Raw genomic sequence first — 16,233 nt, 5'->3', positions numbered from 1 at the left:
AAAAACTCCGTTACTTTCTGATGGTGGCAAGCGCCGCGCGCAGCTTTGATTGCGGCAGGCTCAATCCCAGCCGGTCCGCTGCGGCAATGACCGGAGCAAAGCGTCGGCGCTTCTTCTCATCGTGATTACCGGCGATATCGGCCAGTCGATGGGCAAGGAAGGGATTGCGCAAACGCTCCCGCAGCACGCCGATATAGGCCTGCGCATCATTTCCCATGCCTTCAGCAATAAAGAGCGGCAGAACCTCGTCGCGCCATAACGTTTCCAGATCCGCGACGAGTGCACTGTCGTCCATTGCCTGGCGCACCGTCTCGTCCTTCGCCCGCGCATCCTGCAGCCAGCGTTCCGCCAGATAGGAATGGCCGAGATTGAGCAGGAAAAGCTTCAGCTTTTCATAGTGATCGAGATCGTCCGTCAGCACCACGGCAGGGTGAGTGCAGGGCAGGACAAGCCCTTCCTGCTTTTCGATCGCCCAGAGCGCGTAAGGCTCCGCCACTGCACCTACCGGATCGATAGGCTCGGAAACGATGCGATCGACCAGGCTATTAGCGAAACGGCACTTTTCGTTCAGGTAAAAGGCAAAACCCGCCGGCAATTGCCATTCATCGGCAAGCCGGCGAATGACCTCTTTCAGCTTTTCGCCATTACGCGGCACAAGTTCACAAGGAAAGATGGACACGGGCGCTTCCGGATTGCGCTGAAAACGTTCGAGCAGCAAAATGCAGAGTTTCGCCGGAAAGCTCCTCGGGACGGCCGTAAAATCCGCCGCGAGATCTGCGCCATCCGCAGAATCAAGCTCATAACCGCGGTCTCCGGTATTGGACAAGATGACAGCAGCTTCGCAGGCGAGGCGGCGTACTTCGGCCCATTCAGTTGCCGAGGTCAGGGCCCGCGCGACAGCCTTGCCCTCAATTTCCTCATCCACGTTCCGGCCGTCACGGATGCCGCGAATGCGCACGGGGTAGGGCGCGCCACTATTCAGCGCCGCGACACGCTTCAGGCTTTCCGCATTGCCGGTTGTCTGGACAATCGCGATGCGACCGATAGCCTCGTCCTTTTCCAGCGCTTGCGAGACAAAGAGGTCCGCATGCGCCAGAAGAAAGCGGCTGGTACCGAATTGCAGGATGGGCGTCTCGGGCGTCATGCGACCTCCACCATGCCTTTGATGACTCCGGCTTTCGGATCGGTCAGCCCTGCGAACTGCGATGGCACGTCGGCAAGCGTCATACGGTGCGTAATCAGCGCCTCAGGTACTTTCCCTTCCCGCAATGCCTGCAACACGCGTTCGAAATCCTCCGGCGTCGCATTTCGGCTGCCGAGCAGTGTCGTTTCACGTTTGTGGAACTCCGGATCGTTGAAGCTGATATCGCTCGCGACGATGGAAACAAGCACATACGAACCGCCATGGCCGACGAAGGAAAAGCCGCGCTCCATGGCTTTAGGATTACCGGTGGCATCGAAGACCGCATCGAAGAAATCACCGTTGGTAATCTCGGAAAGACGATCTTTGTCGCCGTCCCCAAGCGTCACTGTATGGGCGACGCCGAGATGCTCCTTGCAGAAATCCAGCCGGTCGGTGCGGCCATCGATCATCGTGACTTCGCCGCCATCGAGAACCGCGAAAACCGCTACCGCCATGCCGATCGGTCCGGCGCCGACGATCAGAACCTTCTGTCCTTTCTCGACATTGCCACGGCGCACCGCATGCGCGCCGATAGCCAGAAATTCGGTCATCGCCGCCTGGTCGAGGCTCAGCCCTTCAGCCTTCAACACGAATTGCTGCGGCACGTTCAGATATTCCACCATGCCGCCATCACGATGAACGCCGAGCACGCCGATATTGCGGCAGCAATTGCTCTTGCCCTTCAGGCAGGCGCTGCATTTTCCGCAAGAAATATACGGAATGATGGTAACAACGTCGCCGGCGGACAGATGGCTGCCCTGCGGCGCCTCTTCAACCGTACCGGAGAGCTCATGGCCCATGATCCGCGGATAAGAGAGGTAAGGCTGATTGCCGGTGAAGATGTGGAGATCCGTACCGCAAACCCCGATGCGACGGACGCGCACCAGCACCTCACCTTCGCCACGCACAGGTTTAGGCAGATCCTTGGCGCTGAGTTGACCGGGAGTGTCGCAGAAAATCGCCAGCATGGATCACCTGTGGGAAAGGGAGTAAAAACGAATGGCGTTACCGCCGAAGACTGCCGCATGGTCCGCTGCCGGCACGATATCGCGACAGAAGCCCAGCCATTCCTGATAATCGCCCGCCAGTCGCAAAACCGGCCAGTCGCTGCCGAAAATCACCCGGTCTGCGCCGAACAACTCCAGAATCGTCTCGGCATAGGGCCGCACTGCTTCCGGTCGCTGATCGCCGCGCTCGGTCAGGAGGCCGGAGAGCTTGCAATGGACATTGGGAAGTGCCGCCAAAGCGCCCATATCCTTGCGCCAGGCGCTGTAGTGGCCGGTCGCAATCAGCGGCTTGGCACCATGGTCGATGACGACAGGCAATTGCGGGTGACGCCGGGCAAAGGCGAGGAGATGCGGCAGATTGGGTGGCAGGACCAGCGCATCGAACGCCAGGCCGTGGTTCACCAACGCCGCCACGGCGGGATCGAGCAGCGGATCATCGATCCATGCCACGTCTTCCATGCCCTGCAGCATCGGGCGCACGGCTTTGAACGCCCGATGTTTTGCCCGGCGGGCGATTTCCGTTGCAGCATCGGGAGACTTCATGTCCACCCAGCCGACCACACCTTTGATGAAATCTGTTTCTTCCGCCAGCGCCAGCATGAAATCCGTATCGGCAGCCGTCTCCATCGTCTGAACCAGCACGGTGCCGGAAATTCCGGCCGCGGCCAGCAATGGCGATAGATCCGCTGGAAGAAAATCCCGGTAGATGGCGGCGAGCGACGGCGGCGGCCACTGGCCGGCACGGTCCTTCATTAACCAGAAATGCTGGTGGGCGTCGATAAGCATTGCCTCAGGCCTTTCCGCCCGGCACCGGCGCACCTTCGGCGATCAGACCGCGTCTGTGCAGTTCCGCCCAGAACTCATCCGGAATAGATTGTTCGAACCATTCGATATTGGAAGCGAGCTGCTGCGCATTCCGCGCGCCCGAGACGACGGTGACCGAAGCCGGATGGGCCAGCGGAAATTGCAATGCAGCCGCCTGCAGCGACACACCGACTTCTTCGCAGACACCCTGCAGCGCATCAACCCGCGTAAGGATATCGGCAGGCGCATCGGCATAATTGAATTTGCGGTTGCCCGCGAGAATGCCGGAATTGAAAGCACCGGCGACAACGATGCCGACACCGCTTTCGGCGCAGCGGTTCATGAAAGCAAGGCTCTGCTGCTCCAGCAGCGTATAGCGGCCGGCAAGCATGGCGACGTCGATGTCAAAGACATCCATGGCGTCGTTGACAATTTCCCACTCGTTGACGCCAAGGCCGATAGCGCCAGTTGAACCTTCCTCGCGCAGCTTGCCAAGCGCCCGGAAGCCGCCGCCAGCGGTCAGCTGCTCCCAGTAATGCTGGTGCTTTTCGCCATGGGTGTAGGAGCCGATATCGTGCACATAAAGAATATCCGGCTTCAGAACGCCGAGCCTCTGCTGGCTGGCCTCGAAAGAGCGTAGAATGCCATCATAGGAATAATCATAGAACGGGCGGAAGGGTAGCGGCGCAATATAGGCATCCTCTTCGGGGCCAACGGTCTCATCGGGAACCATAACGCGACCGACCTTGGTGCTCAGCGAATATTCGCTCCGGTCATGCTCCGTCACCATGGTCCCCAGGCGACGCTCCGACCGCGTATATCCATAAAACGGCGCGGTATCGAAATAACGCATGCCGCTTTCCCATGCCTTGTCAAACGCACCCTTGGACTCTTCATAGGGCGTAACGCGGTAGAGATTGCCCATCTGGGCGCAACCGAGACCCATGACGGTAACGTCGACGGCGCGGCGCGGCAATTTACGTGTATCGGAGACTTTCATTGCGGAGACTTTCCAGCTTGCCTTTGGAAAGACGCGCCGCCGGTGAAGCGGCGCGTCATCGCTTGATCAGTAAAGAACGTTCTTTGCTTCCGGCTTTTCGATATTGTCCTTGGTGACAACAACGACGCCGGTGTCGACGAACTTCTCGACCTTTTCCTTGTTGATGAGCTTGGTGACGGTTTCGACGCCCTTTTCACCCATCTGATAGGAGCCCTGAACCACGATTCCGGCGAGCGTGCCGTCCTTCACGAAGTTCTGCAGATCCTGGTTGCCGTCGAAGCCGATGGCGACGACCTTGCCGGCCTTGCCGGACTGGGCGAGCGCACGGCCAACGCCGATGGCCGTCGGCTCATTGGCGCCGAAAATGCCCTTCAGGTCCGAATTGGCGGCCAGAACGTCGGTCGTCTGGTTCAGCGCGGTCGCCATCTGCGACTGCGAGTAGAACGGGCCGACGATCTTCAGGTTTGAGTTCATCTGGATGTAATCGGTGAAACCGCCGACGCGGCCGATTTCAGAACCAGCCCCGGCGACATAGGACATGACGGCGATCTTGCCTTCCTTGCCCACCTTGTCGATCAGCGCCTGCGCTGCCAGTTCGCCGGCTTTCTTGTTATCGGTCGCGAGGAACGACTGGTAATATTGCTCAGAGCCCTTGGCGAGCTGCGAGTCGATGAGAACGACGGGGATACGGGCTTCCCAGGCCTTCTTGACAGCAGGCACCAGCGCGTCCGGATCGGAAGGTGCAAGCACGATGCCGGCGACCTTACGGTTGATGGCGTTCTCAACCATGTTAACCTGGTCGGCAATGGCCGATTCCGCAGCCGGACCCTGGAAGGTCATGGTGTTGCCTGAAGAATTCTTCATGGCCGCATCGGCGCCCTTCTGGACGTTCTGCCAGAAGGTCGAATTGACGGTCTTGACGATGACGGCGATTTCACCGGCCTGCACGGTGGAAACGCTCCACAGCGCGATTGCGGATGTCAGAAGGGCAGTCGCAATTTTCTTCATTTCTTCCTCCGTGATGTCGGCATACCGGGCCTCCCCTGCCGATCTTTTTTGCGGAAAGGGTCCGCAGCCCTTTGATCAGCGGCGGTTGCGCAACTGGTCGATCCAGACGGTGACCAGAATGACGAGGCCGATGATGATCTGTTGCGTGAAGGCAGAGACGCCATTCATATTAAGACCGTTGCGCAGGATACCGATGACGAAGGCGCCGATGGCCGTGCCTGAAATCGTGCCCACGCCGCCGATCAGCGATGTGCCGCCGATAACCGCGCTGGCAATGGCATCCAGCTCATACATCACACCTTCGTTAGGCTGGGCGGTAACGAGGCGCGACATCAAAACGCACCCCGTCAACCCAGCAAGCGTACCGGAGAGGATGTATGTGAAGTTAGTGACGCGGGCGACGTTGACGCCGGAAAGACGTGCGGCGTCTGCATTGGAGCCCACGGCGTATATGTGGCGGCCGAGGATCGAGCGGTTGAGCATGAAGGACACCGCAAGCGCAATCACCACCATCAGGATGACAGGGTAGGGGATGCCTGGAAATACGACATTCGGAAAGCCGTCATCACCGATATTGACGATGCGGAAAAGGGCGCCGTTGCCAAGTTCGCCGAAGGATTCGCCGAGGCCGGACACGGCGCGCGCACCGGTGATCTGCAATGCCACACCGCGGGCAATCAGCATCATGCCGAGCGTGGCGATGAAGGGCGGCAGCTTGAAGCGCGTGACCAGCAGCCCGTTGATCAGCCCGCAGAGCGCACCCGTCAGAATGCCGAGCAACATGCCGACCGGCACCGGCATGCCGAGTTCCTTCACCGCAAGAGCGGCAACAACCCCTGCAAGAGCCAGCACCGAACCGACGGAAAGGTCGATGCCGCCGGTGATGATGACACAGGTGGCGCCAATGCCGAGCAGAGCGATGGACGTGACCTGCAACGCGATCGTCATGCCGTTATTGACGGTAAAAAAGGCGCTGCTGGTGGCGGAGAACACCGCGACAAGGGCGAACAGGCTGCCGAGCGCGGCAAATTTCTGGATGATGTCCTTCTGGCGATCGCTGACAGCGAAGCCCTTTTTGGGTTCTGCAATATTGGCCATGTCGTTCCTCACTGCGCGGCCCGGCCGTAACCGGACGCATACCGCATGATTTCTTCCTGATTGGTCTTGACGGTTTCGAGCACGCCCGTAATCCGGCCCTGGTGGAAAACCGCGATGCGGTCCGTCAGCCCCAGAATTTCCGGCAGCTCCGAACTGATGAGAATGACGCCGATGCCCTGAGCGGCCAGCTCATCCATGATCTTGTAGATCGCGAATTTCGCACCGACATCGATGCCACGTGTAGGCTCATCGAAGAACAGGATACGGGATTGGCGGAACAACCACTTGCCGATGATGATCTTTTGCTGATTCCCCCCCGATAGCAGGCGCACGGTCTGCTCGATGGAAGGCGTGCGGATATTCAAGAGGTCGACGTATCGCTTGGTGACCTCGTCGTGTTTCCTGAAGTCGATCAGCCCAAAACGGTTGGAAAGTTCGCCGAGATTGGCGAGCGTCGTATTGGCCGCTACCGACATCTTGATGGCGAGGCCGTCGCTTTTCCGGTCTTCCGAGAGATAGGCGATGCCTTCTTCAATCGCATCCTGCGGTGAGCTGATCGAAAGCTCGCGCCCATTGAAGGTGATCTTGCCGGCATCGAGCGGGTCCGCCCCAAAAATCGCCCGCGCGACTTCCGTTCGACCTGCGCCCATAAGGCCGGCAAAACCCAGGATTTCGCCACGCCGAAGCGAAAAACTGACATCGCTGAACACGCCGTTGCGGGTCAGCCCATCGACGGAGAAGATGATATCGTCCGTCGGGCGCGACGTGCGCTCGGGGAATTTATCCTCCAGCGAACGCCCGACCATACGCGTGACGATGTCATCAACGGTGATGGAGGCGAAGTCGTCGGTCGAAATATAACGTCCGTCGCGCAAGACCGTCACACGATCGACGATCTCGGCCATTTCGTCGAGACGGTGAGAAATATAGACGATACCGACGCCGGAAGCCTTGAGGTCTCTGATGACCTTGAAGAGAAGGCGGGTTTCCTGCTCCGTCAGAGAAGAGGTCGGCTCATCCATGATGAGCACTTCAGCATCAAGAGAGAGCGCCTTGGCGATTTCCACCATCTGGCATTGGGCGACAGAGAGACCACGGACGATCTGATCCGGATCGATATCGACACCCAGCCGGTCGAGACAGCGCTTGGCATCGAGGCGCAGCTTCTTGCGGTCAACCAGGAAACCGCGACGCGGTTCTCGCGCAAGATAGATGTTTTCGGCGACAGAAAGATGCGGAACGAGATTAAGTTCCTGGTGGATGATGGCGATGCCGGCAGCTTCGGACTCGAGCGGGGAGGCGTATTGCACCTTCACGCCCTTGTGCAGGATGGTGCCATCACTTGGCTGGTACACACCGCTGATGATTTTCATCAGCGTCGATTTTCCCGCCCCGTTCTCACCACAGACAGCATGCACCTCGCCGCCGCGCAGATCGAAATGCACATTCGACAAGGCTTTGACGCCCGGGAATTCCTTGCTGATATTTTCGAGACGCAGAAGGGCCGAACGCTCCGCGCGCGCCATCTCCTCAGGCGAGTACTCGCCCCGAATTGTCGATGCGCCCTGCGACATCTGGAAACCTCCCACCCGTATCCCCGCTCCACCGGGGTCATGAACAGGTCAAATGGTTAGGCCGGTTTTTTTAAATGGTCAAGCCAATTAGCTGACAATTTGCGAATCCGGACTCATAGCGAAAATTTCATATCTAAACTTCTTCGGTAAAAAACGTTTAATTTCAAGTATTTAAGTAATTTCTTGCGTATTGATACGCTTGGCGCTACGGTAAGGCCAAATATGAACTTCAGACAGGACTTGTCGTAAAACTCATGAGTGGTCAGGCCAAAATAGCGGAGCCGCGCAGGCTTTATCAGCAGATTGCGGACCAGATACGCGAACTCATCGATCTGGGTGAATTCCTGCCCGGTACGCGGCTTCCCGCTGAGCGGGAACTGGCTCAGAAGCTCGGTGTATCGAGGCCTTCGTTGCGCGAGGCCCTGATTGCGCTTGAGATCGACAACACAGTGGAAATTCGTATGGGTTCCGGCGTCTATGTTTCGGCGGAAGCGCTGCAGACGACCCACCACACCAAATCGCTTGGCGACAGCCCCTCCGAACTGATGCAGGCGCGCGCCGCATTGGAGGGTGCCACCATCGTGCTGGCGGCAAGCCGGATGACCGATGAAGCGATCGCGACCCTGCGCCAGATACTCAATACCATGCAGAGGGAAATAGAGGCCGGTCGCAAGCCGCTGGATCAGGACCGGCTGTTTCACGTCACAATAGCCGAGCAATCCGGTAACAGCGTTTTAGCCCGAATGGTGGCCAACCTTTTCGATGAGCGCCATAGCCCCATTTCGGCCCAGCTCCGCGTGAAGTTTGAAGACCGCGATACCTGGACCCATGCTCTTCAGGAACATGAGGCCATTCTCGCCGCGCTTGAACTGAAAGACCCGCTGTTGGCGCAGGCCGCCATGCATACCCATCTGGAAGGTTCTAAGAGACGCTGGGTCGAAAACTGATTCAGGAACATAGCAGACAATATACCGGGAGGAGGAACATCCGTGAGTGAGAATTCCGAGGCAACCATTTTGCTGAACGCCAACGACAACGTTGCGGTGGCGCGTCGGTCCATCCCGGCGGGCGGCGCGACGGGCAGGGGCGATCTGGCGGCGCTCGAATTGATTGGGCGCGGGCACAAAGTGGCCCTTAAATTCATCAGATCCGGAGATGAGGTGCTGAAATACGGGCAGGTGATTGGCATTGCCACCCAGGACATCGAACCTGGTCGGCACGTGCACCTGCACAATCTTGCCATGGTGCCTTCCGAACACGCGCATCAGTTCAGCGTCGACATTGAGGAGAAGGGCATGGTGCCGCAAGCCGAGCGCCGTACCTTCATGGGATATGACCGTGGCCTCGGCGGTGTCGGAACGAGAAACTATATCGGCGTCATCGCTTCTGTGAACTGTTCCGCCACCGTGTCGCGCTATATCGCCGATTATTTCAACAAGCAGGGCGGCCTTGATGGTTTCGACAACGTCGATGGCGTCGTGGCGCTGACCCACGGCGGGGGCTGCGCGCTGAATACAAAATCGGAAGGCTACCGTCTGCTGATCCGCACCATCCAGGGCTATGCCCGCCATCCTAATTTTGGTGGCATCCTGTTGATCGGCTTGGGCTGTGAGACCAACCAGATCGCGCCTATCCTCGAACATTACAAGATGGAGGAGGGCGACCGGCTGCGCACCATGACAATCCAGCAGCATGGCGGCACCCGCAAAACGATCGACGCGGCAATTGCCGAGATTAAGGCCATGCTGCCGATGGTCAATGCCGCACGCCGTACTGAACAGCCTCTTTCAAAGCTGAAAGTGGCGCTGGAATGCGGCGGTTCCGACGGATACTCCGGCATTTCCGCCAACCCGGCCCTCGGATATGCCTCCGACCTCATCGTCCGCAATGGCGGCACCACAGTTCTCTCCGAAACGCCGGAGATTTACGGCGCCGAACATCTTTTGACCAAGCGCGCCATCACCCCTGCCGTCGCCGAAAAGCTTTTGCAGCGTATCGACTGGTGGCGGGATTATACGGCTCGTAACGGCGATGAACTCAACAACAACCCCTCTCACGGCAACAAGCTTGGCGGCCTGACAACCATTCTGGAGAAATCGCTGGGCGCGGTCGCCAAGGGCGGATCCATGCCGTTGAAGGCGGTGTACGAATTTGCGGAGACAGTAACGGAGCAGGGTTTCGTCTTCATGGACACACCCGGTTACGACCCTGTCGCCGTGACAGGGCAGGTTGCCGGCGGCTGTAACGTCATCTGTTTCACCACCGGCCGCGGCTCGGTTTCCGGCTTCAAGCCTGCGCCATGCATCAAGATCGCCACAAATTCCGAAATGTATGAACACATGAAGGAAGATATGGATTTGAACTGCGGCGAGATCGTTACCGGGAACGAAACAATCGAAGAATCCGGCGAAAGAATTTTCGAACACATCATAGCGGTGGCCTCCGGCAACAAGACTGTCAGCGAGATCTACGACTATGGCGATAATGAATTCGTGCCCTGGCAGGTCGGCGCAGTGACCTGAGCCCTCACGCCACTGTCCCACGTGAAACAAAAAAGGCCCGAAGAGCGATTCTTCGGGCCTTGTTCATTTCTGATCATATTGCGCTTAATGGCGGAAGTGACGCATGCCAGTAAAGACCATCGCAACATCGTGCTCATTGGCAGCGTCGATCACTTCCTGATCGCGCATGGAACCGCCGGGCTGAATAACGGCAGTCGCGCCAGCGGCAATCGCCGCAAGCAGGCCATCGGCAAAGGGGTAAAAGGCTTCCGAAGCGACGGCAGAGCCACGGGTCAGCGGTTCAGCCAGACCGAGAGCCCTGGCGGCATCTTCGGCCTTCTGAGCCGCGATACGGGCTGAGTCGACACGGCTCATCTGGCCGGCGCCGATACCCGCTGTCTGGCCGTCCTTGGCGTAGATGACGGCGTTGGATTTCACGTGCTTGGCGATCTTGAAGGCAAACTTCATGTCTTCAAGTTCCTGCGCCGTCGGCGCGCGCTTGGTGACGACCTTGAGATCCAGATCTTCGACCATGCCATTATCGCGACTTTGGACCAGAAGGCCGCCCGAAACCGTCTTTGCGGTAATGCCGGCCGCGCGCGGGTCAGGCAGGCCGCCGGCTGCCAGAAGTCGCAGGTTAGGTTTGCGGGCAATGATCGATTTTGCTTCTTCTGTAACATCAGGTGCGATGATGACTTCAGTGAAAAGCTTGACGATCTCCTCCGCCGTTTCCGCATCAAGCGTGCGGTTGAGAGCGATGACGCCACCGAAGGCCGAGACGGAATCGCATGCCAGCGCTCGCCGGTAGGCTTCTGCAAGCGTCGGACCGGTCGCGACGCCACAGGGATTGGCGTGCTTGATGATTGCAACGGCCGGCGCATTTTCCGGCAGGAACTCCGCAACCAGTTCGTAGGCGGCGTCGGTGTCGTTGATATTATTGTAGGACAGTTGCTTGCCCTGAAGAAGCGTCGCTGTTGCCACGCCAGGCCGCTTTTCTCCGGTCAGATAAAAACCGGCGCTCTGGTGCGGGTTTTCGCCATAACGCATCTTTTCCTTCAGCACGCCGCCAATGGCGCGGTAGTCAGGGGTTTCGATAGCGAGCGCCTCGGCAAACCAGTTGGAAATCATTGCGTCATAAGCAGCCGTGCGGGCATAGGCCTTGGCGGCGAAGCGCTGGCGCAGCGCATAGCTTGTCTGTCCGTCATCGGCCTGCAGGGCTTCAACCAGATCAGGATAATCGGACGGATCGGTCACCACGGTCACATAGGCATGATTCTTCGCCGATGCCCGGATCATGGCCGGACCACCAATATCAATGTTTTCCACCGTGGTCGGATAATCGCCGCCCTTGGCGCGAACGTCCTCGAACGGATAAAGATTGATGACAGAAAGATCGATGGCCTCAATACCGTGAGCCTTCATCGCATCCACATGTTCGGCATCATCCCGGATTGCCAGAAGCCCACCATGGACGTTGGGATGCAGGGTCTTGACGCGGCCATCCATGATCTCGGGAAAATTGGTGACCTCGGAGACATCCGTCACCGGCAGACCCGCATCGGCAATAGCCTTTGCCGTTCCGCCCGTCGAGAGCAGCTTGACGCCGAGTTTGGACAGAACTGTCGCCAGCTCGATAATGTCGGTCTTGTCGGACACGGAGAGCAGCGCCGTGCGAATTTTGACCTTGTCGGGAGCGGGAATTTTTTTGGATACGACGGCCATCGAATATACTCCGTTAAACGGGGAGGACAGGCTGGAACGGGTTTTCCAGCAATTGCCGCCGCGTTAACACAGCTTACCGCAAGAATAAACAGCGGGGACGTCGAAGGATAAAAACTAGGGTATTTTTGCCGAATTCCAGGGGGAAAGGCTCAGGCCTGACGCTCAATAAGCCAACGAATCTCCCGCGTATTGGCGAGATTGAACGGTAGCTCGATCTGCTGCGATGGCCGCATGCCGGACGCATCGGCCATGAACACGTCCTCGGTCACGAAAAGCTCCAACCCCGGTGCCGTCAGCAACCAAGTGGTTCCGTCCGCGGCCTCAAGATAAATTGACTCATCATCCCGCTGGTGCAGCTGGATATGGGGGTGGATGTGGAAACGCGAAACCGCCGAGACCGACTGGGTCTGCGCGTTTGCGGCATTGTGATCGGCCCTCAGCAGGTCACGACCCTTTATCTTGGTGCCAGCGGCATTCAGCTCTATCTCCCGTTCGTGATAACAGCCGAAGTTGTGAAGATATCCGTCATGCGCCGCCCACAGGACATCATTGCCGTTTGCGCCCGTTTCGCGCCGGCTATCGACCTGGCTGACACCGGAAACCATGATCGGTCCGAGCAATCTGGACCGCGACAGTCTGCATGAAGACGTGTCGGCGAGCGTGACGGTGGAATGAGCAGCGGTCGACCGGCTAGCCCGTTGATATTCAGGCGCCGCGTTTCGCGGAAACCCGGAATTGACGATGAAGCGGTTTTTTCCGCATGACATCTCGAAAGAGAGGCAGCCCGAATGCGCGTTACGTGAAAGCTCGGCCGAGCCAGGATAGCCCGTATCTACGATAACCACCGTCTCGCCCGCGGCAAGGCGGTGATAATTCACATCCGGCAACACCTTGGAAGGCCGGCCCGCTGTCTCATCATAACGGAGCACCGAAACAAGCTCATTGGCGAGCGTGGCCGTCGCGCCGTTGAACAAGGCGAGATCGCCGCCCTGGTGCCGAAAAAACCGTATCGCCGGAAACATGCGGTCTATCGCAGGAACCAGCCCGGAGGGCAGGTCATGGCCGAGATTGATATAGCTTTGTCGAAGGGGCAAAAGGTCGAGCAGCAGATCCAGCATCACGCGCGGATTGCGGGACACATGCCCGCCATCGGGCAGGATTTGCCGCTCCATTTCCTGAGCCAGCTTCATTCCGTGCCGCGCGATCCGCGACATCCGGGTGGGCATGGCGATAGAAGCCATGGCAAGCGCGATCCTGATCCGCAGTCTCACCTCCCCATCCGGCGCGTGCCTGACGATTTTCTCGAGGTAACGCACGTGAAAGACCAGGCTTTTCAGAAACCGGCGATAAAACCCCGCATCTGCTTCGTATAGGACCACGGGCGAGTGGGAAAGCCAGGCGATCAATCTCTGCGCCGCGATTTCCGGAGCCCACGCAACCCCCGCAAGCTTTTTGCCATGGATGGCCATCCATTCGGCGACGATACGGCGGGCCTTCCTGCATGCCTCGCTCGATCTGTCGGAACGGATGTGGCGCAGCCAGCTAAACGCGTGCAGCCGCTCTTCAAAAACAAGCGAAGGATATTCCACCTGAAAAGGCGAGTGGCCACCGGTTTCCATGACACGGCCGGCAAGCGCGATACGGCCGCGCAGCAACTCCTCGGCAAAATAGGGATCGATTGCCCGAAGATCCGTCGGTGCCGCAACAAGCCCCTCCGGCGCACGATTGGCAAAACGTGAAACATGCAGACGTAGCGGCGTGAGGCCGACACACAGATGGCGATACGCCATCCGCGAAAGAAGACCGGCGGCATTCATGCTGCCTGCAAAGGACCCTAACAAGCTGTGTTTCCCGTTTCACATGTTTTGTTTTTATCAGTGAACCGTGATGACCGGAACGTTATCGACAATTATCCAATGATTCGCGAAAGCTTGGCTTTTTTCTACTTCTTACGCAAGACACTGCTAAAAAACCCATCGACACCCCCGAACATGTCGGGCGTGGTGCGAAGGTCACCCTGGGCGTTGATCGCCGCTTCCATTCCCGGCCAATCCTCACTGTGGACGGCGACACGTTCTACATCAGGATTTTCCGCCAGGACTTCGGCAATCATCGCCTCACCTTCGGAAGGATCGAGCGAGCAATTGGAAAACACCACGATACCGCCTGGTGCAACCAGCGTCAGCGCGTGCCGCAACATCTGGCCCTGCAAAGCAGCCAGCTTGGCAATATCGGCCTCGTCCTTCGTCCAGCAAACATCGGGATGTTTGCGCAATGTCCCGGTTGAAGAGCAGGGTGCGTCGAGTAGAACGGCGTCAAAAAGCTGCTCCGGCTGATACTTCAACATATTGACCTCAACCGTTTCAGCCTGAAGGCCAAGCCGGTCGAGATTTTCCCTCAGGCGACGAAGACGATTGCCAGACTGATCCAGCGCCGTCACTTTCGCACCCGCAAGTGCAAGCTGGGCCGTCTTGCCGCCCGGAGCGGCGCAGAGATCGGCAACACGCTTGCCTGAGATATCCCCCATTAATCGCACGGGCATGCTGGCTGCAAGATCCTGCACCCACCAAGCACCTTCCGCAAAACCTTCAAGAGAAGGTATCTGGCCTTCAAATTCACCCAGGCGCACGCTGCCATTCGGCATGACGGTTCCGCCCAGCTTCTCAGCCCAGAGGGCAGGATCGGCCTTGACGGTGAGGTCGATGGAAGAAGGTGTGAGCTGCGCGTGAGAGATGCGTTGCGCCACCTCATGCCCATAGGCCGAGACCAGCCTTGCGTAGAACCAGTCCGGCAGGACCGACACAACGGCGACGGCCTTTTCGATTTCGGCCTTCTCACGACCCAGCCGTCGCAGAACCGCGTTGACCAGCTTTACGAAGCGCCTGTTGCGTGGATCACGATGCGCCTGCTCGACAGCGAGATCGACGGCCGAGTGATCAGGGACATCAAGGTAGAGCATCTGAGCCGCGCCAACGACGAGAATGTGGTGCAATGACCGCGCACCCTGCGGCAACGGGCCATCCAGCAGCATTGACAGCGCCGTTTCGATCCGAGGGAGGTGACGAAGCGCGCTATTGACGATGGCTCTCACCAGCGCTCTGTCCGCGGGCGACAGCGCGCGATAAACGGGATTGCCATTTTCGCTGTCCAGCATACCGTCCAGCGAGGTTTTCTTTTCCAGAACGGCGGCCAATATGCGGGCGGCAGCTATGCGCGCAGGAAGTCCGGGTTTGTCCTGGAAAGACGAAGGGCCGTCTTCACGGCCCCTGCCTTGCGCCAACCTCGGTTTTTTGGACCGTGACGGCCTATTTTGAATATCTGATGTCAAGACCAAGGTCCCTTGCGCTCATTCTCATTGCCCCGTCCCCAGCCTGTCTTGGGAACCGAACCCGATTTGCGCTGAGGTCTATCACCCGATGGCGGCGGCGTCGATCCTCGCGGGGAAAACTCCTGTGCCATCGCATGCAACGCCGCCACCCGGTTTTCCGTATTCGGGTGCGTGGAGAAGAGATTGTCCATACGTTCACCCGAGAGCGGGTTGATGATGAACATATGCGCTGTTGCAGGATTGCGCTCCGCGTCGTCATTGTGGATACGCTGCGCCATGCCGGAAATCTTTTGCAACGCCGATGCAAGCCAGAGAGGATTGCCACAGATTTCAGCGCCACGCCGGTCGGCGGAATATTCGCGAGTTCGGCTGATCGCCATCTGGACCAGCATTGCGGCAAGCGGTGCGACGATCATCGCAACCAGGACGCCGATGAATCCGAGAGGGTTATTATTGTTTTCCCGATTGCCGCCGAAGAAGAACGCAAAATTGCCGAGCATGGAAATCGCACCCGCCAGCGTAGCGGTAATTGTCATTGTCAGCGTATCCCGGTTTTGCACATGCGCCAGTTCATGCGCCATCACACCGGCCACTTCCTCGGGCGTCAAACGCTCCAGCAGACCCGTTGAAGCAGCAACAGCGGCGTTTTGCGGGTTCCTTCCCGTCGCAAAGGCGTTTGGCTGCGGGCTGTCATAAATATAGACCTTCGGCATGGGCAGGCCGGCATTATGTGAGAGATCGCGGATCATGTGGAAGAACTCAGGCGCATTCGCCTCATCGATTTCCCGGGCATGATAGGCCGAGAGAACCATCTTATCTGAATTCCAGTAGGAAAAAAGATTCATGCCGGCCGCTATGACGAGAGCAATCATCATGCCGCCCTTGCCCCCTATCAGAAAACCGACGCCCATGAACAATGCCGTCATGAAGGCCAGAAGCATTGCCGTGCGCATCATGTTCATCCGCTGAAATCTCCCTGTCGTGGCCGGAATTCTCATCGCCGGATAA

13 protein-coding genes are annotated in these 16,233 nt (G+C 58.4%); 2 read left to right on the top strand and 11 right to left on the bottom strand.

The window, feature by feature from the left end:
- Positions 1 to 10: 10 nt before the first annotated feature.
- The 7 genes from K7A42_RS10070 to K7A42_RS10040 form a co-directional block, all read right to left on the bottom strand.
- A complete protein-coding gene (locus tag K7A42_RS10070; RefSeq protein ID WP_184288709.1) occupies positions 11 to 1,144 on the bottom strand; it encodes a mannitol dehydrogenase family protein in 1,134 nt (377 codons plus the stop codon).
- Complete coding sequence (locus K7A42_RS10065; protein ID WP_282455105.1) at positions 1,141 to 2,151, bottom strand: zinc-binding alcohol dehydrogenase family protein; 1,011 nt, start codon at positions 2,149 to 2,151, stop codon at positions 1,141 to 1,143. The genes K7A42_RS10070 and K7A42_RS10065 overlap by 4 nt, the downstream gene beginning before the upstream one ends.
- A gap of 3 nt (positions 2,152 to 2,154) precedes the next feature.
- Positions 2,155 to 2,976: an amidohydrolase family protein gene (locus K7A42_RS10060; protein ID WP_282455104.1), complete on the bottom strand. Its 822-nt coding sequence runs from the start codon at positions 2,974 to 2,976 to the stop codon at positions 2,155 to 2,157.
- A gap of 4 nt (positions 2,977 to 2,980) precedes the next feature.
- Complete coding sequence (locus tag K7A42_RS10055; protein WP_022557032.1) at positions 2,981 to 3,994, bottom strand: aldo/keto reductase; 1,014 nt, start codon at positions 3,992 to 3,994, stop codon at positions 2,981 to 2,983.
- Positions 3,995 to 4,060: 66 nt separating this feature from the next.
- Positions 4,061 to 5,002, bottom strand: coding sequence for an ABC transporter substrate-binding protein (locus K7A42_RS10050; protein WP_004444202.1), 942 nt, complete (start codon positions 5,000 to 5,002; stop codon positions 4,061 to 4,063).
- A gap of 75 nt (positions 5,003 to 5,077) precedes the next feature.
- The gene (locus tag K7A42_RS10045) at positions 5,078 to 6,100 is read right to left on the bottom strand and encodes an ABC transporter permease (protein ID WP_278067096.1); all 1,023 of its coding nucleotides are present in this window, start codon (positions 6,098 to 6,100) and stop codon (positions 5,078 to 5,080) included.
- 8 nt (positions 6,101 to 6,108) lie between these two features.
- A complete protein-coding gene (locus tag K7A42_RS10040; protein WP_282455103.1) occupies positions 6,109 to 7,674 on the bottom strand; it encodes a sugar ABC transporter ATP-binding protein in 1,566 nt (521 codons plus the stop codon).
- Positions 7,675 to 7,928: 254 nt separating this feature from the next.
- Between K7A42_RS10040 and K7A42_RS10035 the strand changes: the two genes are divergently transcribed.
- Both K7A42_RS10035 and K7A42_RS10030 read left to right on the top strand, forming a co-directional pair.
- A complete protein-coding gene (locus tag K7A42_RS10035; protein WP_004444212.1) occupies positions 7,929 to 8,621 on the top strand; it encodes a FadR/GntR family transcriptional regulator in 693 nt (230 codons plus the stop codon).
- Between the two features lie 42 nt (positions 8,622 to 8,663).
- Positions 8,664 to 10,196: a UxaA family hydrolase gene (locus K7A42_RS10030; RefSeq protein WP_282455102.1), complete on the top strand. Its 1,533-nt coding sequence runs from the start codon at positions 8,664 to 8,666 to the stop codon at positions 10,194 to 10,196.
- 84 nt (positions 10,197 to 10,280) lie between these two features.
- On the opposite strand, the gene purH is transcribed toward K7A42_RS10030, so the two are convergent.
- From purH to htpX, 4 genes are all read right to left on the bottom strand, one after another.
- Complete coding sequence (purH, locus tag K7A42_RS10025) at positions 10,281 to 11,897, bottom strand: bifunctional phosphoribosylaminoimidazolecarboxamide formyltransferase/IMP cyclohydrolase (RefSeq protein ID WP_006700260.1); 1,617 nt, start codon at positions 11,895 to 11,897, stop codon at positions 10,281 to 10,283.
- Positions 11,898 to 12,046: 149 nt separating this feature from the next.
- Entirely contained in the window at positions 12,047 to 13,714 is a 1,668-nt protein-coding gene (locus K7A42_RS10020) for a heparinase II/III family protein (protein ID WP_072495212.1), read from the bottom strand.
- Between the two features lie 125 nt (positions 13,715 to 13,839).
- Positions 13,840 to 15,225 (bottom strand): RsmB/NOP family class I SAM-dependent RNA methyltransferase, encoded by a 1,386-nt coding sequence (locus K7A42_RS10015; RefSeq protein ID WP_282455101.1) that lies wholly within the window; start codon positions 15,223 to 15,225, stop codon positions 13,840 to 13,842.
- Positions 15,222 to 16,187 (bottom strand): zinc metalloprotease HtpX, encoded by a 966-nt coding sequence (gene htpX / locus K7A42_RS10010; RefSeq protein ID WP_045533492.1) that lies wholly within the window; start codon positions 16,185 to 16,187, stop codon positions 15,222 to 15,224. The genes K7A42_RS10015 and htpX overlap by 4 nt, the downstream gene beginning before the upstream one ends.
- Between the last annotated feature and the right edge of the window lie 46 nt (positions 16,188 to 16,233).

Origin of the sequence: Agrobacterium sp. InxBP2, from assembly GCF_026191755.1 — a bacterium.
GTDB lineage: Bacteria > Pseudomonadota > Alphaproteobacteria > Rhizobiales > Rhizobiaceae > Agrobacterium > Agrobacterium pusense.
Note: the sequence above shows the minus strand (reverse complement) of the source record. Positions and strands in the feature narration are given on the sequence as shown.